This is a genomic window from Microbacterium sp. ZW T5_56 (assembly GCF_044987425.1).
Lineage (GTDB): Bacteria > Actinomycetota > Actinomycetes > Actinomycetales > Microbacteriaceae > Microbacterium.
This window is the reverse complement of the sequence record NZ_JBJDRI010000046.1, coordinates 1-22626: the sequence shown is the minus strand read 5'-3', so window position 1 is coordinate 22626 and position 22626 is coordinate 1. Positions and strand designations below refer to the sequence as shown.

The following is a 22626-nucleotide window of genomic DNA, read 5'->3' as shown; positions in this document are numbered from 1 at the left end:
TCCGGCCCTCGGTATCGTCCGCGTGAGCGGACGAAGTGTGGGAGCGGTGTTGCGGCGGTGGACCTTCGGGGTCATGCGGGCAGGGGTGCCTCGCCATCGATCGCCGAGTCGCGTCCGGCCGTAGCCAAGACCCCCGGTGCCCCTCATGAGCGCCGGGGGTCTTGCCCCCTCTCCGCCGCTGGATGACGCTCGGGGAAGCCGCCCCGGTTGCCCGCCCGTTAGGCTGGGCGCATGGCTCTCTTCTCGCGCCGAAAGAACACCCCGTCCACGCCCGACGCATCGGTCGCGCCCGAGGAATCGGCGGCGACCGTTGAGGTGGAGGAGGAAGCCGCGACGACACCCGCCGAGCCCGTTCCGCACGTCAACATCAGCGTCTCATCCTTCGGAGGCCTCGGCGCGAGCGCGCCGCAACCGAAGCCGGCCGCACAGCCGACCCCGCCGGTGGCGGTTCCGGTCGCCGCACCCGGACACAACGCCGATGGCACGGTAGCGCTGCCGTTCGCCGCCGATGAGCCGCCCACCGAGCTGGAGACGGTCCCGGGTCTGCGCGACAACGCGGTGCTGCGTGATGCGCTTGCGCGTCTGGGTGAGGCGCCCTCCGGTGCCGAACTTCTCGGTGTCTTCCGCCAGGCGCTGCAGGGTCACCTCTTCCTACGCGTGAAGGGGGATGCCCGCCAGCAGGTCGAGGCGGGCGAGGACCTCCAGCTGGGCGTGATCCGCAACGGCGATGAGAACTACATGCTCGCCTTCAGCTCGGGGCGTGCGCTGCAGCAGGCCGTCGAGGCAGACGGCGACACCGGCACCAGCGCTATCGGCCAGCCCGCCGCGCTCGTGCTGCGTCATGTGCTCGCGAACGAGTTCGCCGGCCTGGTGATCGACAACTTCTCCGGGACCGCGCGCGCCGTGGTGCCGCGCGACCTCATCGAGCGCGTGATGGGGGAATGCGACCCGACGTTCTCGGTCAAGTCCCTCATCGCCGGTGAGCGCACCGAGGAGACCCCCGCCGCTGCGGTCGAGGCGCTCCGCGAGGGTCGGGTCTGGGTCGCTGTCGGCCGCGCCGGCGACAACGAAGACGGCACACCGCGCTTCGGGGTGGCCGAGGCGCACACATCCGATGGGCGGCGCCTCCTCCAGCTGTTCACGCACCCGCTCGAGGTCGTCGCGCTCGGCCGCGGTGAGCAGGCTGCGCCGTTCGCCCCGGATGCGCTGGTCAAGGCTCTGGCCGACAATTCGGGTGTGTCCGGGGTGATCCTGGATCCCGCCGGTCCCAACCTGCGTCTCACGCGCGAGCAGCTCGCCCCGTTGCTGACCCCCGCGTCCTGACGCGCGAATCCGCATCGAAACACCCAAGCAAGTCCGAGAAACCCCGCAACGCAGGGTTTCTCGGACTTGCTTGGGTGTTTCGCGGGTGAGGGGTGACGCGTAGGGTGCCGGTATGGCCTCCGAGCGCATCACGCTGACCGTTCCCGGACCCGAGGGCGAGCGGGAGGTGTCGCTGTCGAGCCCGAACCGTGAGGTGTTCCCCGCGGTCGGAATCACGAAGCACGAGCTCGCCGACTACGTCATCGCGGTGTCGACCCCGTTCCTCGCCGCCAACGGAGATCGGCCGGTGTCGCTAGAGCGTTTCCCGGGCGCGATCGGCGGGGAGAGTTTCTTCTCCAAGAACCCGCCGAAGGGGACGCCCGACTTCGTAGACTCTGTTTCGGTCCGCTACAACTCGGGCAGGACCCACCCCCAGCTCGTGCTCACCGAGCCTGCGGCGATCGTGTGGGCGGTGCAGATGAACACGGTGGTGTTCCACCCGTGGGCGTCGCTCGCAAGCGACACCGACAATCCGGTCGAGCTGCGCATCGACCTGGACCCGCAGCCCGGAACGACCTTCGCCGACGCCGTTCATGCCGCTCACGGCATGCGGTCCGTGCTGAGCGAGGCGGGGCTCGAGTCGTGGATCAAGACCAGCGGAAACCGCGGGATCCACCTGTTCTGCCCGATCGAGCCCACACACGAGTTCCTGGATGTCCGTCACGCGGTGATCGCGGCCGGACGCGAGCTAGAGCGGCGCATGCCCGATCGCGTCACCACAGCGTGGTGGAAGGAAGAGCGCGGCGAGCGCATCTTCATCGACTTCAACCAGGCCAATCGCGACCGCACGATGGCGGGCGCCTACAGCCCTCGTGCGCTGCCGACGGCAACCGTCTCGACGCCGATCACCTGGGACGAGCTGGACGAGGTCGACCCCACCGCCTTCACGGTCCGGACCATTCCCGCACGCCTGGCGGAGATCGGCGATCCCTGGGCGCGGTTCAGCGCGACTCCGGGACGGATCGACACCCTGCTGGAGTGGTGGGAGCGCGATCTGGAGGCCGGTCTCGGCGAGATGCCGTTCCCGCCGGAGTTTCCCAAGATGCCCGGCGAGCCGCCGCGCGTGCAGCCCTCTCGCGCCCGCAAGCAGGACTGATCGCGACTCCGATCCGGGCGAACCATTGACGCGGCTGCGCGCGAGCCGCTACCGTCGCGCCATGACGTCGCAACCCGATGCGACCGGCGACACCGCCGGTCCCGCGCGCTCGCAGAACGGCGCGGTTCCCGGTCCGCCCACAGGCAAGGGCCTCGCTGTCGCGAAACTCGGGCTGTGGGGCTCGACCGTCATCGGTCTCGCCTCCACCGCCCCGGTGTACTCGCTCGTCGCCACGCTCGGCTTCGTCGTGGCAGCTGTCGGCGCACAGGCCCCGATCGCCTTCATCATCGCTTTCGTGCCGATGCTGTTCATCGCCTTCGCATATCGCGAGTTGAACAACCGCGTGCCGGACTGCGGCACCACTTTCACCTGGGCGACGAAGGCCTTCGGGCCGATCCTCGGGTGGATGGGCGGCTGGGGCGTCGCCATCGCCGGCATCATCGTGCTGGCGAACCTCTCCCAGGTGGCAGGCACCTACCTGTGGCTCATGATCGGAGACGGATCGCTCGCCGACAACACGGTCCTGGTGACCGCCACCGGCGTCGTGTTCATCGCGGCGATGACCTACGTCAGCTATCGCGGCGTCGAGCTCGGTGAGCGCATTCAGAACATCCTGCTCATCATCCAGTACGCCGCCCTCGCGCTGTTCGTGGTCGCGGCGATCTGGAAGGTCTCCACGGGCCAGGCCGAGAGCGGGGTGGCACCGGAGCTCAGCTGGTTCAACCCGTTCGCCTTCGAGTCGTACCCGGGCTTCGTCGAGGCCGTGCTGCTGTGCCTGTTCATCTACTGGGGCTGGGACACCTGCCTCGCCCTCAACGAGGAGACGAAAGATCCGAAACGCATCCCCGGTCGCGCTGCGGTTCTGACCTGCATCGTGCTGGTCGGCACCTACGTCGCGGTGACCGTTGCGGCCATGGCTTACGCGGGCCTCGGCGAGACCGGTGTCGGCCTCGGAAACCCGGACAACCAGGACGACATCTTCCTGGTGCTGCGCGACCCGCTGCTCGGGCCCCTCGGCTTCGTCCTGATCATCGCGGTGCTGGTCTCGGCGATCTCATCGACCCAGACCACGATCCTGCCGACCGCGCGCGGAACTCTCGCGATGGCGGTGTACAAGGCGCTGCCGCAGCGGTTCGAGAACGTGCACCCGAAGTACAAGACGCCCTCGTTCTCCACGCTCATGATGGGCATCGCCGCCACGGTCTACTACGTCGGCATGACCCTGATCAGCGACAACATCCTGCAGGACTCGATCCTCTCGCTGGGTCTTGCCATCGCGTTCTACTACGCGATCACCGGCTTCGCCTGCGTCTGGTACTTCCGCCGCGAGCTGTCTCGCTCGGCGCGCGATCTCTGGTTCAAGGGGATCTTCCCGCTCCTGGGTGCCCTGATCCTCACGTATGCCTTCGTGCAGTCGCTGATCGACATGTGGGACGTGGACTACGGCTATACGACCCTGCTCGGCGTGGGAGGCGCGTTCGTGATCGGCCTCGGTTCACTGCTGCTGGGCGTCCTGCTGATGGTGGTGTGGTCGCGCTTCCGTGAGTCTCGGCCGTTCTTCCGCGGCGAGGCGCTGAACGAGGACACCGAGGTGCTGGTGCCGGAGGACGAGTACGGACTGGAGCGCTCCGTTGACGGAGGTCTCACCTCCGGCGGGGCCTGGTAAGACGAACAACGCACGGCGACGTGCGGGAGGGGACGACACATGCGCATTTTGATCCTGGGGGCGGGCGGCGTGGGATCTGCCGCGGCACGCATCGCGAAGCGGCGGGGCTTCTACGAGGCGATCGTGCTCGCCGACTACGATCCGGCGCGACCCGAGCAGCTGGTGGCTGAGCTCGCCGATGATCGCTTCAGCGCGGCACGCGTGGACGCCTCGGACGAGGGATCGGTGGCGGATCTCATCCACGAGCACCGCATCACCCACGTGCTGAACGCCGTGGATCCGCGATTCGTCATGCCGATCTTCCGTGGTGCGTTCGCCGCCGGCGCCACCTACCTCGACATGGCGATGAGTCTGTCGCATCCGCATCCGGAGCAGCCGTTCAGCCTGCCCGGCGTGAAACTCGGTGACGAGCAGTTCGCCCTCGCCGAGGACTGGGAGGCCGCGGGGCGGCTCGCGCTGGTGGGCATCGGCGTGGAGCCGGGGCTGGCGGATGTGTTCGCGCGCTACGCCGAGGATGAGCTGTTCCAGAGCATCGACGAGATCGGGGTGCGCGATGGTGCCAACCTCACGGTCGACGGCTACGACTTCGCCCCCTCGTTCTCCATCTGGACCACCATCGAGGAATGCCTCAATCCGCCGGTCGTCTACGAGGACGGTCGCTGGTACACCACCGAGCCGTTCAGCGAGCCGGAGGTCTTCGACTTCCCGGAGGGCATCGGCCCGGTGGAGTGCGTCAACGTGGAGCACGAGGAGGTCCTGCTCATGCCGCGCTGGACGAAGGCGCGCAAGGTCACGTTCAAGTACGGTCTGGGCTCGGAGTTCATCGAGGTGCTGCGAACGCTGCACAAGCTGGGGCTGGACAAGACGGAGCGCGTGACGGTGCCCGGCGGTCAGGTCTCGCCGCGCGACGTCGTGGCGGCGAGCCTTCCGGACCCGGCGACACTGGGCGATCGGATGCACGGCAAGACCTGCGCCGGCATCCACGTCACGGGGATCGGGCGCGACGGCCAGCCCCGCTCGACCTACCTGTACCACGTGGTGGACAACGCCGATTCGATGGCGCGGGACGGATCCCAGGCGGTCGTCTGGCAGACGGCGATCAACCCCATCGTGGCGCTGGAGCTGCTTTCGACCGGTGTCTGGAGCGGCACCGGTGTGCTGGGTCCGGAGGCGTTTCCCGCCTCGCCCTTCCTGGAGCTGCTCGCCGATCCCGCCGCGTACGACTCCCCGTGGGGGATGGTGGAGATGTGACGATCAGCCTTCGAGCACGTCGTCCAGATCGAAGCGGGGGACGTGCTCGAGCTGTTCGTAGGTGCACGAGCGCGGGTCGCGGTCCGGGCGCCACCGCTCGAACTGGACCGTGTGGCGGAAGCGCAGCCCCTCCAGCTGGTCGTAGCGGACTTCCAGCACGCGCTCGGGGCGCAGCGGGACGAAACTGACGTCCTTGCTGCCGCTGAATCGGCTGCGCTCGCCCTCGGCGCGCACGAGCTGTCCCTCGGCGTCTCGCTCCACGAGCGGCTCGAGTTCGTCCACCAGCTCCTGGCGCCGTGCGTTGGTGAAGGCTGAAACACCGCCCACCTGACGCAGCAGTCCGTCCTCGCCGTACAGCCCCACGAGAATCGACCCGACGCCTGATCCGGAGGCATGGACGCGGTAGCCGAGGGCGACGACATCGGCCGTGCGTGCGTGCTTGATCTTCAGCATGGCGCGCTTGCCGGGTTGGTAGCTGTCGTCGAGGGGTTTCGCCACCACGCCGTCCAGGCCCGCCCCCTCGAATCGGCTGAGCCAGTCCGCCGCGGCGGCGGCGTCGGTGGTGGCACGCGTCACGTGCAGCGGATCGGGTGCCGATGCCAGAAGCGCGAGGAGGCGTTCCCGGCGCTCCCGGAAGGGCAGCGCGGTGAGATCCTCATCGCCGTCGCGCAGCAGATCGAAGGCCACGATCATCGCGGGGGTCTGCTCGGACAGCAGCGCCACGCGGGAGGCGGCGGGGTGGATCCGCTGCGACAGCGCCTCCCAGTCCAGCCGACGCGAACCCGCGGGACCGGTGGCCACGACGATCTCGCCGTCGATGATGGCGGGGCGGGGCAGCAGCCGTGGCAGCGCCTCGACGAGTTCCGGGAAGTACCGTGTCAGCGGCTTGGCACCGCGGGAGCCGAGCTCCACGTCGGTACCGTCCCACGCCGCAAGCACCCGGAATCCGTCCCATTTCGGCTCGAACAGCAGGCCGCCCGGGTGACGGGCAGGGTCCGGAATGGCACCGACGGCCTTGGCGAGCATGGGCGCGGGCAGATCGAAGAGCATGCGTTCATGCTCCCGCCTGGCCCGGCAGTTTGTCGAGGCCTCTGCTGTGACCAGAGCGGCGGGCACCGACGAGAATAGGGGTATGAGTGTGTGTCCCTGCGGATCCGGTGCCGAAGCTTCTTTGTGCTGCCTGCGGTTCCTCACAGGAGCTGCCCTGCCCGCGTCCCCGGAGCAGCTGATGCGGTCGCGCTACACGGCCTTCGCGCGCAGCGATGCGGAGTATCTGCTGAGCACCTGGCATCCGGGCTCGGCGCCTGCAGAGCTGCCGCTCGACGACGGGACTCACTGGCTCGGACTCGAGATCCTTGACGCGCCGCCTGTCGCGGACGACGCCAAGCGCGGCATCGTGGAGTTCGTCGCGCGCTACCGCGAGGTATCGGGCGAGCTCGGACACATTCACGAGCGCAGCCGCTTCGTCCGCCAGAGCGGGCGCTGGTGGTACCTCGACGGCGTGCACACCTGAGCCGACCGATACGATCGAGACGTGTTCACTCCGCCGCTCGCACCCGTCCTGATCCGTGGCGGAATCTGGGGGCCGCTCAGCTCGTACGCCCTGCTCTGGGCCGGCGCTCTGGTGATCGTCTGGGGCGTCTCACGCAGCAATCCGATCGCCTCCGTGATCGTGGTGGTCGCGATGCTCGCCGTCTTCGGTGTGATGGCGCTCATCGCGACGGGAACCACGATCTCGCTGGATGAGCGGGAGGTGGTGCTGACTCGACGGTTCCGACCCACCTGGCGGGCACTGCTCACCGACTTCACCCACGTGGTGGAGAACATTCCGTCGCGCCCCCGGATGCCGGCGTTGGCGGGATGGAGCTTCCGTACGCGATCCGGGAGCACTGCGGCGGTGGAGCTCAGCTGGTTCTCGCCCGCCGACCGTCGTGCACTGCATCGCCTCTTCGGTGACGTGATCGTGGACGCGGATGCGGGGTTGCGGCGACGCTGAGGCGTCACCGGCGGAACCGGTCTGATTCCGGTTAGTCTGTCGGAGTCCCCGCACCGCCGCGGTGGCATGGATGGCCGCCGACGGGCCGGTAGGGGGAGACGATGGCATTCGCCTGGCGCCGAGCCCGCGTCGGCATGGGCCGACTCATTGCCCTCGCGCTGCTGGTGCTCATCGCCACCGCCGGCGTCGGAATCCTCCAGACCGTCACGACGGCCGGCGTGACTGCCGGGTCCGACCGCATGCTGGAGGCCGCGGCACCGGATGCCCGCACGATGCGCATCGCCGCGAACGGGGTCGCCGATCTGGACGATGTCGACCAGCGCGTCCGTGCGGCGGTCACTGCCTCCTACGGTACGGCTCCCGTGCGCATCGATCGTCGCGAGAGCGCCATCGTGACGGATGACGGCGGTCGGGTCTGGGAGCTTCTCGCGGACGCCGGTGCGACCGAGCGCGCGGAGCTCACGGCCGGTGCCTGGCCCGTTGCTGCGGGCGAGACCGCGATTCTGAAACCGGCTGCGGAAGCCACGGGAGTCTCCATCGGCGACGTGATTCGCACTGCAGGCGACGACCTGCGCATCACCGGAATCTGGCAGCCGCAGGACGACACAGATCCCGCATGGGCGGGCGATCCTGCCGTCTCGTCCGGTCGCACCGGCGACGCAGCCGGTCCGCTGCTCGTCACCGAGGATTCGCTCCGCGCCCTGTCGATGTCCGGGCGCGTGGAGTGGATCATCGCTCCGACCGAGCTGTCCGCCGCCGGCATCGATGCCTACCGCAGTGGAACAGGGTTGCTGGATCGGGTGCCGAAGAGCGTTGACCCGGAGAGCTCGATCGGACTCTCGGTGAGCGGTGACCTGGGCAGCACCCTGGCGCGCATCGATCGTGCCGGCATGGGAACACGCGCGATCGCCCTGCTGCCTCTCGCCGTGGTCCTGGTGCTCGCGGCGATCGTGCTCGGCTTCCTCGTCCTCTCCCTCGCACAGACCCGTCGCGTCGAGACGGATCTGCTTCGCGCTCGCGGCGCATCGGCGCCCGCCACCGCGCGGGACGCGGTAACCGAGCTCCTCGTCGTCACCGGCGTTGCCGCGGGTATCGGCGTGGGAATCGTCACGTTCATCGCCTCGGCGTGGCAGGTGGCGCCGCGCGATGCCGTGATGCCTGCCGCTCTCGTGGCAGGGGTGCTCGTGACGGTCGCGCTCGTGGTGGGGGGATCCGCCGCCGCGCGGCGACCGTTCCTCCGAGAGCGAACCGACTCTGATCGCGCCACGGTCATCGCCCTCGCGACGCCGCTGCTGATCGTGGCGGCGGTGGCGGTGGTCTCGTACCTGCAGCTGCAGGCCCGTGGCGGCATCGTGGCCCCGGACGGGAGTGCGGACCTGTTCGCTCTGCTCGCCCCCGTGCTCCTGCTCCTCACCGCGGCCCTGGTCATCGTTGTGATCGCGGGCCCGCTCGCCGCGGTGGCGGCCCGCGCCGCCCGGCGCAGCCGCGGACTCGGCACAGCACTGATGCTGCGGCGGATCTCGCGCAGCAGTCGCACCCTCACCGCCGCGCTGCTGTGTCTGTCACTGGCCGCGGGCATCGCCACGATCGGCGCGATCCTCCTTCCGGCGATGCGGGAGGCTCAGGCCACGGCGCAGTATCGCACCCTTGGTGCCGATGTGCGCGCGACATTCCCCGTGCAGCCCGGCGGCGACGCGTCGGCTGCCCAGACCGTCGCAGATGCCTTCGGGGACGAGGCGTCGGTGGCGCTCAGCGGGCCCGCGACGGTGGGGGCGGAAGCCGCCACGGCGCTCGCTGTGCCTCGCACCCAGGCCGACGCCCTGGCAGATCCCGCGGCGCTCGTGGGGCTGGAGGACGCATCGGAGCGTCGCATTCCGGTCGTGTTCGGCGGAGTTCTCGCCGACCGCCTCGGAGCGCGCCCGGGCGATCAGATGGATGTCCGCCTCACCGCGCTGTCCAAGACCGTCCCGGTCACCGTGATCGGCGTGGTCCCCACGGTCGCGGGCGCCGGTGATCGTGGCGTGCTGATGGATCTGGCCGTGCTCCAGAAGCTCGGGGTCTCGCGCACCGGAGTGGTGCCGCAACCCACGAGCGTGTGGGTTCACACGGACGATCCGGCGGCGGCCGCGGCACAGCTGCGCGCGTTGAGCGCCGTACCCGTGCAGATCCGCACCGCGCTGACCGATACCGACGCCCCCGTGCGCGCTCCCGTGATGCTCGCCCTGCTCGCCGGGATCGGGCTGGCCGCGGTCATCGCGGCCGCGGGCTTCACCGCGGTGATGAGCGCGGTCGCCCGCGAGCGGCGCGCCGATGAGCCTGCGCTGCGTTCGCTGGGAGTGACTCCGCGATCCGTGCGAGCAGCGGCGCGCGGGGAGATCGTCGCCGTGGCCGGCTTCGCCGTGGTTGCCGGAGCGATCGCGGGTGCTGCCGTCGCCGTCGCCATCGTGCCGCTGCTGGGAGGTGCGCTGTGAGTCGACGACCCGCGACGGCGGCACTGCTGGCGCGCACCGCCGTCACCGCTCCCGTGATGTCGGCATTCGTCGTCCTCGTCGTCGCCGTGCTGTCGGTGATCGGCGCCGCGGCCCCCGCCTTTCTGGAATCCGCCCGCACCGACACCGTCCGCGTCGCGCTGGCCCAGTTGCCGCCCTCGAGCCGCGATCTCTCGGGCAGCGGGGCCGGGCTTCCGCGGCTGAGTGCGGATGATCGCGCCACCTGGACCGGACCCACGGCGGATCTTCGCGAGCAGGTCGCGCAGCGCATGCCGGAGACCGCGGACGTGCTCGGCGAGGCCCGCATGATCGTCCAGGTGACGAGCGGGTGGAGCACCCCGGTGGGGGATCCGCCCGAGCATCAGGTGGCCAACGACGTGATGCTGACGCTGGATCCGCGCTGGGCCGCTCGCGTGGACATCGTCGAGGGCACCGCTCCCGGGGTACCCGTCGCCGGGGGCGACATCCCGGTGGCGATCTCTGTCGATGCCTCCGCGAAGCTGGAGTGGCCGATCGGGCAGCGCCGCGACTTCGCGGGTCGTGTGCTGGTGCTGACTGGCACGTATGAGGTGCAGGAGCCGGACGATCCGGATTGGACGTACTCGCCGTCATCCGTCATCAGCGGGCGCGCACCCACCAGCGAGGGCGGCATCGTGGTGGTGGCCGCCGCGTACGCCGCCCCGGAGTCCATGGACCAGTTCGTCACCGACTTCGAGGAGACGGCGACGACCGTCAGCTGGATCCCCGTGCAGGGCGAGCGGATCACCGCGGATTCCGCCGACGACGTCGCCGCGGGTCTGCGCGGTGCGTCCACCTCGCGATTCCGAGTGGCGATGACCTTCTCCGACCTCACTGATCGCGGATATGTGCTGACCTCGGCCGCGCCCCCGGTGCTCACTGCGGCCGTCGGGCGCGGCGGGGCATTGCTCGCCGTGTTCGCGGTGATCGCGGTCGGTCCGCTCGCGGTGGCGCTGGTGGCGCTCGCACTGGCCGGACGCATGCTCGCACAGCGTCGTGCCGGCATCGTGCGCCTGGTGAGCGCGCGCGGTGCCTCCGCCACCGGGGTATCCCTCGTTCTCGGTGTGGAGGGACTCCTGCTCGGCGCGCTGGGCGGCGGGATCGGAGTGGCGAGCACCGTGGCGCTGGGTCTCTGGCAGCACCCGACCTCGCTGATCGCCCCGCTTGTCTTCGCCCTCGTCCCCGCCGCCGTCCTTCCGCTCGCGGCGGCCGTGTCCGCGCGCGCAGAACTGCGTGCGGCTGCCGGAGCCGCGACCGGCGGGCGGGTGCGCCGGCTCGTCGTGGAGGCGTTCGTGGTGCTGTGCTGCGCCGCGCTGGTTGCCCTCGTAGCCGGGCGGGGTGGGCAGGTGGCCACCTGGGATCCGCTGCTGACGATCATTCCGCTGGCGCTCACGGTGATCGCCGGGATCGTCGCACTGCGGGTGGTTCCCCTGCTGCTGAGCGCCGCAGAACGCGCAGGGGTCCGGTCGCCACGGCTCATGCCGTTGCTCGGACCGGCCCGATCAGCGCGGCTGCCGGCCGTCCGATCGGCCTCCGCGCTCGCGGCGATCGTGGGCCTTGCTGTTGCCGTCTTCGCCGTGAGCTTCGCGGCGACCGTCGATGGCGGTATCGAAGACACGGCCCGCGCGCAGACCGGTGCCGAGCTGCGGGTGCAGACGGCGTACATCGGCCCGGAGCGACTGGCCGCCGCGCGCACCGTCCCGGGGATCGCGTCGCTCGCCCCGGTGTACTCGTCGTCGAAGCTCAACATCAGCACCGGCGGACAGAAGGTGCCGGTGCGCATGTTCGTGATCGACAGCGCCGAGCTCGCCGACGTGCGCGCGGGCGAGGCCAGCGTCGCGCTTCCCGCAGCTCCCACGGCGGACAGCATCCCGATCATCGTTTCGGAATCCGCACGAGCACGGCTCGGCGGCGAAGAGCTGACCGCCAACGGTCACCTGCTGACCATCGAGTCGGTGGCGCCGGACGATAACCCGTACGGCGGATATGACGTCTGGATTCTGGTGGATCACGCCGCCATGCGAGACCTCGGAGTCCGCCAGGATGCCCCCGATGTGCTGTTCGTCCGGCTGGATCCGTCCGCGAAGCTGAGCGATGTGGAAGCCGGGCTGAACGGGGCGCTGGCCGCACCGCAGTTCACAACGCCGGACGGAGTGATCGCCGAGCGCAGCGCCGATCCGGCCCTGCAGGCTGTGCGCGCGGCGCTGGCGATCTCGCTCGCGCTGGTGGCCGCGCTCCTCGGAGTCTGCATCGTGATGATGCTCGTGCTCGGTGCCCCCGCACGTGCGCGTGCGCTGCAGGTGCTGCGGTCTCTGGGCTCACGCAGTCGCGGGTTCGCGCTGGTCGCCTGGGACGTGCTGCCCACGCTGATCGTCACGATTCCGTTCGGTGCCGCCGCCGGTTTCGTGATGTCTGCGGTGGTGATCGCGGCGCTGGATCTGACCGGGTTCGTCGGCGGGTCGGTCCGGCCGGCGATTCATTGGGGTGGCTTGGGGCAGCTCGTTGTGATCGTCGGTTACACGCTGGCCGTGGTGCTGATCGGCCTCGTCGCCGCCGCGGTGGCAGCCGCGCGTGCGTCACGAGCGTCGGATCAGCGCAGGAGAGAGGAAGGATGAGGCGATGAACGCGACCGCGCTCGCGGGCGACATCGGCACGGGAGGGATCCTGTGTGACGGCGTCGTGCGCATCTTCACGGCTCAGGGCATCGAGGTGCAGGCTCTGCAAGGTCTCAACCTCACCGTGGCGACCGGGGAGATGGTGGCCCTTGTCGGTGCCTCCGGATCGGGGAAGTCCACGCTCCTCGGCATCCTCGCCGGACTCGACGCTCCGACGGCGGGTGTCGCTCAGGTGGCAGGTCACGACCTGACCACGATGCGGCGACCGGAGCGGCTGGCGTATCGCCGTCGCAGCGTCGGCTTCGTCTGGCAGCAGTCCTCGCGCAACCTCCTGCCGTATCTCACCGCGCGCGAGAACATCGCGATGGCGCACGCCGTGGCACGGGTCGTGCCGAAGGCGCGACGCGGTTCTCTCACCGATCAGCTGTTCGAGCTGCTCGAGATCGGAGACATCGCCGATCGTCGGCCCGCACAGCTCTCGGGTGGTCAGCAGCAGCGGGTGGCCATCGCGGTGGCGCTGGCGAACGAGCCGCGGGTGCTGCTCGCCGACGAGCCCACCGGCGAGCTCGACGAGGCAACCGGTGCCGAAGTCCTCGCGGCCATGGAGACGGTCAATGCCGAACGGGGCGTGACCACGTTGATCGTGACCCATGACGCCGCCATCACGCAGCACGTCGGTCGGACGGTGCGCATTCGTGACGGACGCACATCGACCGAGACGTTGCGCAGCACGCTCACCGGTGCGGACGGCGAGACGATGCGGGTGGCCGAGGAGTACGCGGTGATGGACCGCGCTGGACGTCTGCAGCTGCCGCAGGAGTTCGTCTCGGCGCTGCAGCTGCGCGATCGCGTGAAGGTCTCGCTGGAACCCGATCACGTGCAGGTGCGACCATCGATCCCGTCGCCTGTCGCAGCGACATCGGAGCGTCCGACCGGACCACGTCCGCTGACGCGGGCCGAAGCACGTGCGGCGCGTGCCGCTGCGAACGCCGCGAACGCCGAGGGAGAGCGCTGATGACGAACGTGCTGAGCGCCGTGGACCTCGTCCGCACCTTCCGCACGCCCGCCGGGGACGTGCACGCGGTGCGCGGGGTGACGATGTCGGTGGCGGCGGGGGAGCTGGTGGTGGTGCGCGGCCGATCGGGTGCCGGCAAGACCACGCTGCTGAGCCTGCTCGGTGGTCTCGATCGCCCGACCTCCGGTGCTGTGTTCGTGGACGGGCAGGATCTGGCCGCGGCGTCGACGGATCTTTCCGCACTGCTGGGCGACCGCGTCGCCTCCATCCTCCAGACGGGCGGGCTCATCCCGCAGCTCAGCGCCGCGGAGAACGTCGAGGTTCCGCTGCGCATCCGCCGCACGCCCGTCGCCGAGCGCGATGCGCGCGTCGCCGCGGCGCTGGCGGCCGTGGGACTCGCCGAGCACAGCCGTCAGCGCCCGAGCGAGCTGTCGGGCGGTCAGCAGCAGCGGGTCGGAATCGCGCGCGCTCTCGTGATGGCGCCCGGGATTCTGCTGGCGGACGAGCCCACCGCGCAGCTGGACAGCGAGACCGGCGCGCAGATCATGGATCTGATCGCCCGGCTCGTGCACACGGAGGGCACGGCGGCGGTCGTCGCGACGCACGATGCGGCGATGGCGGAGCGCGCAGATCGTGTGCTGGAGCTGCACGACGGGGTACTCGTCACGAGCTGACCGGCATCGCTCGGGGTCAGCGACGCGGGAGCTTGTGTGCGCGCACGGCGTCGTGGCTGGCCACCAGCAGGCGCTCCGCCGTGGTGAAGTTGCGCTGCACCATCCGCACCACGAGGAAGTCGACGATCACCATCTGGGCGAGCCTGCTCGACATCGCCGCGGTGCGGAACGCCGCCTCGCGCGCCACGGTGGTGAGCACGATGTCGGCGGCGAGGGCGACGGGGGAGGACGGATCGTTGGTGATCGCGATGGTCGTGGCACCGCGCTCTCGCGCCAGCGCGAGCACCTGCTGCGTCTCGAGCGTGTAGCCGGCGTGCGATATTCCGAGCACGACGCTGCGCTCATCCGTGCTCGCGACGGACGTCAGGGCGAGATGAGTGTCGCTCCAGCAGAAGGTGGGTGTGCCGATGCGGTGCAGCTTCAGCTGCAGATCCTGCGCCGTGAGGCTGGAGGACCCGACGCCGAAGGCCTCGACTCGGGCTGCCGCACCGAGGGTGGTGGCGGCGGCGTCGAGAGCCGTGAGATCCAGCGCGCGAGCGGTGTCCTCGATTGCCCGCACCTCCTGGTACGCCACCTTGGAGACCAGCTCCGCCACGGAGTCCTCCGTGGAGATGTCCGCGTCCGCAACCTGGAAATGCTCGCGCGACGCTTCCTCCCGGCTGTGGGCGGAGGCGAAAGCGAGACGGAAGTCCTTGTAGCCGGCGAAACCCGCCGCGCGGCACATACGGGTGACCGATGCCGTGGAGACTCCGACCGATTCGGCGAGCTCGGTGATGGTCGATTGCAGCACGAGATTCGGATCGTGCAGGACCGCGTCGGTCACGAGACGCTCGGTGCGGCTCATCGATCCGAGCTTCTGCCGCAGGCTCGTGAGCATATCGCTCATGGCCGCTCCTTCGTGCTGGGTGGTGCCACCGGGCACACGCACCGGTGCCACCTGAGAATACCCGCCAGTGTGGCAAAAATGTTCAAGGCGCGATTGAACTCTGAATATTTTTCACCATACTGGTCTGAGAAACATTCTTCCGAGTGAGGCATCACAGCATGAACGCAATCCCCGACGCCGCAGCCGCGCGGCCGCTCCCGCCCACCGAGCAGCGACTCGAGGCATCGGCCGATCTGGACGCCCTGCCCGCCGCCGAGGTGCTCCGACTCCTCAACGAGCAGGATCGCGTTGCCGTCGATGCGGTGCAGCGGATCATCCCCCAGCTGGCCGAGCTTGTGGAACTGGCTGCGGAATCCTTCCGCGCCGGGGGCAACGTGCACTATTTCGGTGCCGGGACCTCCGGACGACTCGGCGTGCTGGACGCCGCCGAGCTGCGACCGACGTTCAACCTGGAGCGGGGCCGTGTCGTGGCGCACATCGCCGGTGGCGCCACTGCGCTGCTGGACGCCGTCGAGAACGCCGAGGACTCGGAGGAGGACGGCGCCGCTGCCGCAGCCGACCTCCGTCCGGGCGACGTCGCGGTGGGCCTCGCGGCCAGCGGCAACACCCCCTACGTCGGTGGCGCACTGCGCGCCGCTCGGGCCGCGGGAGCGCACACCGTGCTGATCTCGTCGAACCCGAACGCCTCGCTTGCCCCGCTGGCCGACTTCGACATCGTGCTGGAGACCGGAGCCGAGGTGCTCACCGGATCCACCCGCCTGAAGGCCGCCACCGCCGAGAAGCTCGTGCTGAACGGCTTCTCCACGGCCCTCATGGTGGCCGTCGGTCGCACCTGGGGCAACCTCATGGTCTCGGTGGTGGCGACAAACGCCAAGCTGCGCGAGCGCACGGTGCGGATCCTGCGCGAAGCAACGGGCATCGCGGATGCCGAGGCCCGCGCCCGCCTGGAGGAGTCTGGTGGCGACCTGAAAACCGCGATCGTGATGACCGTGGCGGCGGTCACGGCTGCCGAGGCGTCGGCCGCGCTCGCGGCCGGAAGCGGCTCGGTTCGCGCCGCTCTCGCGCACCTCTCGGCCTGAGCGGTCCGACACGGTGGTCACGGCATTTCTCGGCATCGACATCGGCGGCACCGGGTCGCGGTCGCGTCTGGTGTCGGCCGACGGGGCCGTGCTGGCCGAGGGCAGTGGTCCGCGCGGCGCGGTGACGGCCACCGGGAGCGCGGGGCCCGACCTTACGCTCGCGCTGATCGAGCAGGCGGTGCGGGACTCGGCCGATGCCACGATCGTCGGGATCGGAATCGGCGCCACCGGGATCGCCACGCTGGTGGCGGATCCGAACGAGCTCGTACGCCGTGTGCGCGAGCGCGTTCCGCGTGCGGCAGTCGCTGCCAGCATCGATGCCGTCACGGGGCATCTGGGTGCGCTGGGCGGTGCGAGCGGTGCGGTGATCGCCGTCGGCACCGGAGCAGTCGCCCTCGGTGCCGACTTCCGGGGCGTGTGGAACCGCGTCGATGGCTGGGGGCACCTGCTGGGCGATCGGGGTTCCGGCTCCTGGATCGGGATGCGGGCGCTGCAGATGGCGATGCGTCAGCGCGACGGCGTCGTCGGCGATGCGGGCGCGCTGCTGGTCGCGGCGCGGGAACGGTTCGGCGACCCGATGTCCTGGCCCGGCCAGCTGTACACGCGCGATGATCGCGCCGGCGTGCTCGCGTCCTTCGCGGCCGATGTCGCCGCGCTGGATGACCCGTCAGCGCGCGAGATCATTCGGGAGGCCGCGACCGAGGCCGCGCACTCCGCCGTCGCTGCGCTGCCGGGCCTGCCGCCGCGCATCTCGGCCACCGGCGGACTGCTGCGCTCGGACGAGTATGCGGCTACCTTCCGCGCCGTGGTCCGTGAGCTCCGATCGGACGCCGAACTCATCCCGCCCGCCGGCGGTCCGCTGGAGGGCGCCGTGCAGTTGGCGAAGCTGGTGGTCTCGGCACCCCCGGCACCCGCTGCCGGGTTCCTCTGGGCCTGACCCGCGTACCCTGGAATCGTGCCCGCCAAGATCATCCTGTACTACGTGTTCGCGCCGATCACCGACCCCGATGCCGTGCGGTTGTGGCAGCGTGACCTCTGCGAGGGGCTGGGCCTGCGGGGCCGCGTCCTCATCTCCCAGGACGGCATCAACGGCACGCTCGGTGGCGACATGGCGGCGCTGAAGAAGTACGTCCGCAAGACGAAGGACTACCCGGCGTTCGCGGGCCTGGACGTCAAATGGTCCAGCGGCACCGGCCTGGACGAGGAGGGTCTGACTCTCGACTTCCCTCGGCTGAGTGTGCGTGTGCGAGACGAGATCGTCTCCTTCGGGGCGCCGGGGGAGCTGCGCGTGGACGAGAGCGGCGTGGTCGGCGGTGGCGTGCACCTCAGCCCCGGAGCGCTGCACGACCTCGTGGCCGAGCGCGGTGATGACGTCGTGTTCTTCGATGGCCGCAACGCCTTCGAGGCCGAGATCGGCCGGTTCCGTGGGGCGATCGTGCCGGACGTGGAGACCACGCACGACTTCATCGCCGAGCTCGACTCCGGCAAGTACGACCACCTGAAGGGGAAGCCGGTGGTCACCTACTGCACCGGCGGAATCCGCTGCGAGGTGCTGTCGAGTCTGATGACGGCCCGCGGTTTCGGCGAGGTGTACCAGCTCGATGGCGGCATCGTCCGCTACGGCGAGAGCTTCGGCAGCACGGGTCTGTGGGAGGGGTCGCTGTACGTGTTCGACGGCCGCGAGTCGGTGCCGGTGGGGCGGGATCCGAAGGTGATCGGACGCTGCACCGTCTGCGATACGCCCACCACCCGGATGGTCAATTGCGCCGATGACGCCTGCCGCAACCGTGTGGTGCTGTGCGCCGGCTGCGGGGAGAGCGTCGAGTGCGCGCGGCACGCGGATGCTGCAGCCTCGATCGCCGTGACAGGATGAGCGCATGAGCGACGAGACGTCCCCCGTGCGCGAGGCGCTGGCCAATCTGTTCGAGCACCTGATCCGCGAGGACGACCCGTGGGTGGTGGAGGTGGTGCGCGATGCCGTGCAGCCGCCCTACGTCCAGGGAACGCGGGACGACGACGGTTCGATCGTCATCGAGGTCTCGTCCAATGAGATCAATGACCCGCAGCTGTCTGGCCTCCAGGTCGCCGCGCTGCGCGGTTGGGGATTCAGCGCCGGCAGCGACGATGTGTCGCCGAACCACGCCCGCACCTTCCCGGAGGGCGCGGATCGCGAAGCCGCCGAGCTGCTGGCGGACGCCCTCGTGACCGTGCTGCGCTTCTCCGGTGACGATGCCGTCTACATCGAGCTGTTCGAGTCGGACCTCACCGCGGTGCTCGAGGCCAACCCCGCTCTTCCCCTCGCGGACCTGTAGAGCAGTCCCGCGAGAAACCCAAGCAAGTCCGAGAAACGCGGGGTTTCTCGGACTTGCCTGGGTTTCTCGGGTGTGGTGATCAGCCGCGCGGAGGGGCGTCCGCGGCCGGAGCGACGGCAGTGCCGGCGCGCTGCTCGGCCTCCAGTCGCTCGGCCTCCTCGCCACCGATCGCCTCGCCGCGGGCGACGAGACCGGCCTGGTCGGAGAGCGGGATCTGCTTCAGGAACAGCGAGAGCACCAGGGCGAGCACCACGAACGGGATCAGGTACCAGAACACCGGTGCCAGTGCGTCCGCGTAGGCGGTGACGATGCCGTCGCGCACCTCATCCGGAAGCGTGCTGAGCGTTGCCGGATCGATCGTCGAGGCGGCAGCAGACGCGTCATCCGGCGAGGCACCCGCACCGGCGAACACGCCGAGCAGGTTCTCCGTGAGCCGCGTCGTGAAGATCGTCCCGAACACCGCGGTGCCGAGCGATGCGCCCACCTCGCGGAAGTAGTTGTTCGTACTGGTGGCCGTGCCGATCTCGCTGGCCGGAACGGCGTTCTGCACCACGAGCACCACCACCTGCATGATCAGGCCGAGACCGGCGCCGAACACGAACAGGAACACGCAGATCAGCCAGATGGGCGTGGTGGCGGACAGCGTCGTGAACGCCGCCATGGCCACACCCGTGACGATCGTGCCGAGGATCGGATAGATCCGGTATTTGCCGGTCTTCGAGATCGCGATTCCGGAGAAGATCGACGTTCCCATGAGGCCGACCATCATCGGGATCATGAGCAGCCCGGACGCCGCCGCCGACGTGCCGGAGGACATCTGCAGGAAGGTCGGCACGAAGCCGATGGCGGCGAACATTCCGATTCCGAGCACGAGGCCGATGGCGGTGGCGTTGATGAAGATCGGGTTGCGGAACAGGCTCAGCGGGATGATCGGGTCCGCCGCGCGCGCCTCGGTGAGGATGAAGGAGGTCGCAGCCGCGACGAGTCCCGCACCCCACGCCCAGGTGGCGGGCGAGGACCAGCCGAACTCCTTGTCGCCGCCGAAGTCGGTGAAGAAGATGAGGCAGGTGGTCGCGATCGACAGCAGGATGACCCCGAGGATGTCGATCGGCTTCTGCGCCTTCTTGCTCGGCAGCTGCAGGGCCACCAGGGCGATGATGAACGCCGCGATGCCGACAGGGATGTTGATGTAGAACGCCCACTGCCAGGTGAGGTGGTCCACGAAGAAACCGCCGAGGAGGGGGCCCGCCACGGCGGAGAGACCGAAGACGGCACCCAGGGGGCCCATGAACTTGCCGCGCTCGTTGGCCGGCACGATATCGGCGATGATCGCCTGCGAGAGGATCATGAGGCCACCGCCGCCGAGGCCCTGAAGTGCGCGGAAGACCACGAACGTCCAGAAGTCGCCGGCAAAGGCGCAGCCGACCGAGGCGAGCGTGAACAGCGCGATAGCGATGAGGAACAGGTTCCGCCGCCCGAGCACGTCACCGAACTTGCCGTAGATGGGCATCACGATCGTGGTGGCGAGCAGGTAGGCGGTGGTGATCCAGACCTGGTGATCCACGCCGCCGAGCTGGCCGACGATGGTGGGCATCGCGGTGGAGACGATGGTCTGGTCGAGGCTGGAGAGCAGCATTCCGGCGATCAGGGCGCTGAAGATGATCCAGACGCGGCGCCGGGTGAGCAGGAACGGTGCGTCCTGCGTTGCGGGTGCGGACATTCAATCGACTTTCTGTGTGGTCGCGAAGAAGGAGCGTGCGACGTCGAGGCGCTGAGCCATGAGGTCGCGGATGTCCTCGGGTGAGTCGTGGTGAAGCAGCTGGTCCATGCACATGCGCACCAGCGCGCCGACGCAGTGGACGAGGACTTCGGCGCGCAGGTCGACATCATCACCCGTCATGCGTCGGGCGATCAGCTCGCGGTCGCGGCGCTCGTTCTCGCCGAGCTGATCGAACAGGCTCTTCAGCAACCGCGGCTCCTGGTCGATGAGCGCGAACATCGGGCGAGCGTCACTGATCGGATTGAACACCTCGAAGCGGCGTACGCTGAGCTCCACGAAGTCGGTGAGCAGATCGCCATCGCGGGCGAGGAACTCGGCGTCCAGCACTTCGCTGCGCGGATCGTTGGCGGTGAATCCGAAGACCGCATGCTCTTTGCTGGCGAAGTAGTTGAAGAAGGTGCGACGCGAGACTCCGACCTCGGCGCAGAGCTCATCGATGGTGAAGCCGGTGAATCCCTGCTCGCTGGTGAGGCGGCGTGCCGTCGCGGTGAGCGCATCCGCCGTCTCGCGACGACGGCGCTCTCGCAAAGATTCTGCACTTGGCTCCATGAGATGCAATTGTTGCACTATCAAACTGAAAGTGCACACTGAATGATGGCCTGGGAATGCTGTCCCGTCTCGGCGCGTTGATCGAGTCATGAGCAGCGCCCCGGGAGCCGTCGATGTCGTCGTGATCGGTGCGGGGCAGGCCGGTCTGTCGGCTGGACACCATCTGCGTCGGCGTGGACTCGTCCCCGCAGGGGAGGTGGGTGAGCGCACATTCGTGGTCTTGGACGCGGATGAGCATCCCGGTGGCGCGTGGCAGCACCGGTGGGAGTCGCTGCGGATGGGTACCGTGAACGGGATCCACGAGCTTCCCGGCTTTCCGGTTCCGCCAGCCGATGCGGGAGTGCCCGCTCGCCAGGCGCTGCCGCCGTACTTCGCGGCCTATGAGGACCGATTCGATCTCCGGGTGCGGCGGCCCGTGCGCGTGCGTGCGGTGAGCCGCGCGGATGCTGATCCGCGTGGACGCCTCATCGTCGAGACGGATCACGGGTCGTGGGCCGCGCGGTACGTGATCAACGCGACGGGAACGTGGACGCAGCCGTACTGGCCGTATGTGCCGGGCCGGGAGACCTTCCGCGGCATCCAGCTTCACACTGCGAACTATGTCTCGCGCGACGAGTTCCTTGGAAAGCGAGTGGCGATCGTCGGTGGTGGGGTCTCTGCCCTCCAGCTCCTGGATGAGATCTCCGACGTCACCGAGACGTTCTGGGTGGCCCGCCGGGAGCCGGATTGGAAACGGGGCGAGTGGACGACAGCATCGCGGATCGAGGCTCTCGATGGTGTTGAGCAGCGCGTGCGTGCCGGCCTTCCGCCGGGAAGCGTGATCTCGGTGACCGGAGACATCTGGACGCCGTGGGTGCAACGAGCGCACGACAAGGGTGTGCTGGTGCGGCATCCGATGTTCACGCGCGTCGAGCCGGACGGCGTGCGGATGCCCGACGGCACGCTGGAGCAGGTCGACGTGATCCTCTGGGCGACGGGCTTCCGGCCGGCGATCGCGCATCTCGCTTCACTCGGATTGCGCACGCCGGAAGGTGGGATCCGGGTGGCGGACGGTCGTTCTATCGACGAGCCGCGCCTGTTCCTCATCGGCTATGGCCCGAGTCAATCGACGATCGGTGCGAATCGTGCCGGGCGCGCCGCGGTGCGCGCGATCACGCATGAGGAGTCCGCCGCTCTGGTGGGCTGAGTGTCGCCGCGTCGGGTCGAATCGGTGAGAATCGGACCATGGCTCACCAGGAATCGGCGACCGAGCACTGGGAGAAAGTGCATCGGGGTCGTGAGCTGCTGCTCAGCGGATATCAGGTGCAGTGGACGCCGAGTCGTCTCACATCGTCGGGCGCCTGGACGATGCCGTACCCCGACTACGACGAGATGCTGATGGGAGCGCTGGACGCGGCAAGCACGATCCTCGGGCCCGATCACGACTATCTCGCGTCGTTTGAGCGCACACGTGAGGTGCCGATCAGCTCCGCCTCGGTGTCGGACCTGTCGACCTGGTTCACCTACATTCAGCGCGGAGAGCGATTTGCCGACGGGCACATCGCGCACTATGTCGAATCGGGCGAGTTTCTTCTGCTTCTGGACCGGCTGGTCGCTCTTCGCGATTCGTTGCGGATCGCGAGCAGGGATGGCGGGGGTGCGCGCGAGGGGGACGAGGCGAGACCCTCGCCGTAGCGCGTACTCGGGAGGTGATCGTGGTGCTCGAGGGTGGCGGTGTCATGAACATCGGTCGGGGGATGCGTATGTGTTTCTGCGGGACGATGGTGTCGCCAGCGGTGTCCTTCGTGGGCGGGCTGAGGCGGTAGCGGGCGGACGGAGGCGCCGGGGCTGGGCGGTGG

General features: G+C 69.3%; 20 protein-coding genes. 16 read left to right on the top strand and 4 right to left on the bottom strand.

Annotated features, from left to right (window positions below; translation table 11 throughout):
• Positions 1-231 precede the first annotated feature (231 nt).
• The 4 genes from ACI3KU_RS17275 (at position 232) to ACI3KU_RS17260 (ending at position 5375) form a co-directional block, all read left to right on the top strand.
• Complete coding sequence (locus tag ACI3KU_RS17275; protein ID WP_404923570.1) at positions 232-1323, top strand: SseB family protein; 1092 nt, start codon at positions 232-234, stop codon at positions 1321-1323.
• A gap of 112 nt (positions 1324-1435) precedes the next feature.
• A complete protein-coding gene (gene ligD / locus ACI3KU_RS17270; RefSeq protein WP_404923569.1) occupies positions 1436-2458 on the top strand; it encodes a non-homologous end-joining DNA ligase in 1023 nt (340 codons plus the stop codon).
• A gap of 61 nt (positions 2459-2519) precedes the next feature.
• A complete protein-coding gene (locus ACI3KU_RS17265; RefSeq protein WP_404923568.1) occupies positions 2520-4124 on the top strand; it encodes an APC family permease in 1605 nt (534 codons plus the stop codon).
• Positions 4125-4163: 39 nt separating this feature from the next.
• On the top strand, positions 4164-5375 hold the full coding sequence (locus ACI3KU_RS17260) for a saccharopine dehydrogenase family protein (protein WP_404923567.1): 1212 nt from the start codon (positions 4164-4166) through the stop codon (positions 5373-5375).
• A gap of 3 nt (positions 5376-5378) precedes the next feature.
• Here ACI3KU_RS17260 and ACI3KU_RS17255 read toward each other — a convergent pair whose 3' ends face one another.
• Positions 5379-6425, bottom strand: coding sequence for an ATP-dependent DNA ligase (locus tag ACI3KU_RS17255; RefSeq protein ID WP_404923566.1), 1047 nt, complete (start codon positions 6423-6425; stop codon positions 5379-5381).
• On the opposite strand from ACI3KU_RS17255, the gene ACI3KU_RS17250 reads away from it, so the two are divergent.
• The 6 genes from ACI3KU_RS17250 to ACI3KU_RS17225 all read left to right on the top strand — a co-directional run bounded on the left by ACI3KU_RS17250 (position 6376) and on the right by ACI3KU_RS17225 (position 14182).
• Complete coding sequence (locus tag ACI3KU_RS17250; RefSeq protein ID WP_404923565.1) at positions 6376-6888, top strand: YchJ family protein; 513 nt, start codon at positions 6376-6378, stop codon at positions 6886-6888. The two genes, ACI3KU_RS17255 and ACI3KU_RS17250, sit on opposite strands and share 50 nt — an antisense overlap.
• Before the next feature lie 21 nt (positions 6889-6909).
• Positions 6910-7371: a hypothetical protein gene (locus tag ACI3KU_RS17245; protein WP_404923564.1), complete on the top strand. Its 462-nt coding sequence runs from the start codon at positions 6910-6912 to the stop codon at positions 7369-7371.
• 101 nt (positions 7372-7472) lie between these two features.
• Positions 7473-9842 (top strand): FtsX-like permease family protein, encoded by a 2370-nt coding sequence (locus ACI3KU_RS17240; protein ID WP_404923563.1) that lies wholly within the window; start codon positions 7473-7475, stop codon positions 9840-9842.
• Positions 9839-12493 (top strand): hypothetical protein, encoded by a 2655-nt coding sequence (locus ACI3KU_RS17235; protein WP_404923562.1) that lies wholly within the window; start codon positions 9839-9841, stop codon positions 12491-12493. The genes ACI3KU_RS17240 and ACI3KU_RS17235 overlap by 4 nt, the downstream gene beginning before the upstream one ends.
• A 4-nt stretch (positions 12494-12497) precedes the next feature.
• Positions 12498-13508, top strand: a complete 1011-nt coding sequence (locus ACI3KU_RS17230; RefSeq protein WP_404923561.1) for an ABC transporter ATP-binding protein — start codon at positions 12498-12500, stop codon at positions 13506-13508.
• Positions 13508-14182: an ABC transporter ATP-binding protein gene (locus ACI3KU_RS17225; RefSeq protein WP_404923560.1), complete on the top strand. Its 675-nt coding sequence runs from the start codon at positions 13508-13510 to the stop codon at positions 14180-14182. Before ACI3KU_RS17230 ends, ACI3KU_RS17225 begins: the two co-directional genes overlap by 1 nt.
• 16 nt (positions 14183-14198) lie before the next feature.
• Here ACI3KU_RS17225 and ACI3KU_RS17220 read toward each other — a convergent pair whose 3' ends face one another.
• Positions 14199-15068, bottom strand: a complete 870-nt coding sequence (locus tag ACI3KU_RS17220; protein ID WP_404923559.1) for a MurR/RpiR family transcriptional regulator — start codon at positions 15066-15068, stop codon at positions 14199-14201.
• A 158-nt stretch (positions 15069-15226) separates the two neighbouring features.
• On the opposite strand from ACI3KU_RS17220, the gene murQ reads away from it, so the two are divergent.
• The 4 genes from murQ to ACI3KU_RS17200 are packed head-to-tail and all read left to right on the top strand — an operon-like array spanning position 15227 to position 18459.
• Positions 15227-16147: an N-acetylmuramic acid 6-phosphate etherase gene (gene murQ / locus ACI3KU_RS17215; protein WP_404923558.1), complete on the top strand. Its 921-nt coding sequence runs from the start codon at positions 15227-15229 to the stop codon at positions 16145-16147.
• A 13-nt stretch (positions 16148-16160) separates the two neighbouring features.
• Positions 16161-17084, top strand: coding sequence for an N-acetylglucosamine kinase (locus tag ACI3KU_RS17210; protein ID WP_404923557.1), 924 nt, complete (start codon positions 16161-16163; stop codon positions 17082-17084).
• 15 nt (positions 17085-17099) lie between these two features.
• A complete protein-coding gene (locus ACI3KU_RS17205; protein WP_404923576.1) occupies positions 17100-18020 on the top strand; it encodes a rhodanese-related sulfurtransferase in 921 nt (306 codons plus the stop codon).
• A gap of 4 nt (positions 18021-18024) precedes the next feature.
• The gene (locus tag ACI3KU_RS17200) at positions 18025-18459 is read left to right on the top strand and encodes a TY-Chap domain-containing protein (protein ID WP_404923556.1); all 435 of its coding nucleotides are present in this window, start codon (positions 18025-18027) and stop codon (positions 18457-18459) included.
• Between the two features lie 79 nt (positions 18460-18538).
• Here ACI3KU_RS17200 and ACI3KU_RS17195 read toward each other — a convergent pair whose 3' ends face one another.
• Both ACI3KU_RS17195 and ACI3KU_RS17190 read right to left on the bottom strand, forming a co-directional pair.
• Positions 18539-20179, bottom strand: coding sequence for an MDR family MFS transporter (locus ACI3KU_RS17195; protein WP_404923555.1), 1641 nt, complete (start codon positions 20177-20179; stop codon positions 18539-18541).
• Positions 20180-20788 (bottom strand): TetR/AcrR family transcriptional regulator, encoded by a 609-nt coding sequence (locus ACI3KU_RS17190; RefSeq protein WP_404923554.1) that lies wholly within the window; start codon positions 20786-20788, stop codon positions 20180-20182.
• A gap of 88 nt (positions 20789-20876) precedes the next feature.
• Here ACI3KU_RS17190 and ACI3KU_RS17185 point away from each other — a divergent pair, with 88 nt between their 5' ends.
• Positions 20877-21974, top strand: coding sequence for an NAD(P)-binding domain-containing protein (locus ACI3KU_RS17185; RefSeq protein WP_404923553.1), 1098 nt, complete (start codon positions 20877-20879; stop codon positions 21972-21974).
• 38 nt (positions 21975-22012) lie between these two features.
• Positions 22013-22462, top strand: a complete 450-nt coding sequence (locus ACI3KU_RS17180; protein WP_404923552.1) for a DUF6508 domain-containing protein — start codon at positions 22013-22015, stop codon at positions 22460-22462.
• Positions 22463-22626 lie beyond the last annotated feature (164 nt).